The organism is Salinimicrobium oceani (assembly GCF_012037645.1).
Window position 1 is genome coordinate 1 of the sequence record NZ_JAAVJR010000979.1, and the last position, 379, is coordinate 379.

General features: G+C 48.3%; 1 protein-coding gene. It reads left to right on the forward strand.

Going from position 1 to position 379, the window contains the following annotated elements:
* Positions 1-379, forward strand: a 379-nt coding sequence (locus HC175_RS20350) for a (Fe-S)-binding protein (RefSeq protein WP_168139860.1), incomplete at both ends; no start/stop codon positions are given.

Genomic DNA, 379 nt, shown 5'->3' on the forward strand with positions numbered 1-379 from the left:
CGGAATTTTGCGCGGCGCAGAAAACTGCAACGGAAGCGGGGACTGTCGTAAACCTGCCGAAGCAGGAGGTACTATGTGCCCCAGTTACAGGGCCACTCGTAATGAAAAGGATACCACCCGCGCCAGGGCTAATGCACTTAGGGAATTTCTCAGCCGCAGTGAAAAACCAAATCGCTTTGATCATAAGGAATTGAAGGAGGTGCTGGATCTGTGCATCAGCTGTAAAGGCTGTAAAAGTGAATGTCCTTCAAACGTGGATATGGCAGCCTATAAAGCAGAATTTCAATATCAATACATGAAGGCCAACGGCAGCAGCCTTAGGTCCAAAGCTTTTGCATTTAACGCAAGGCTCAACGAAAAGACCTCTCGTTTTTCCCCT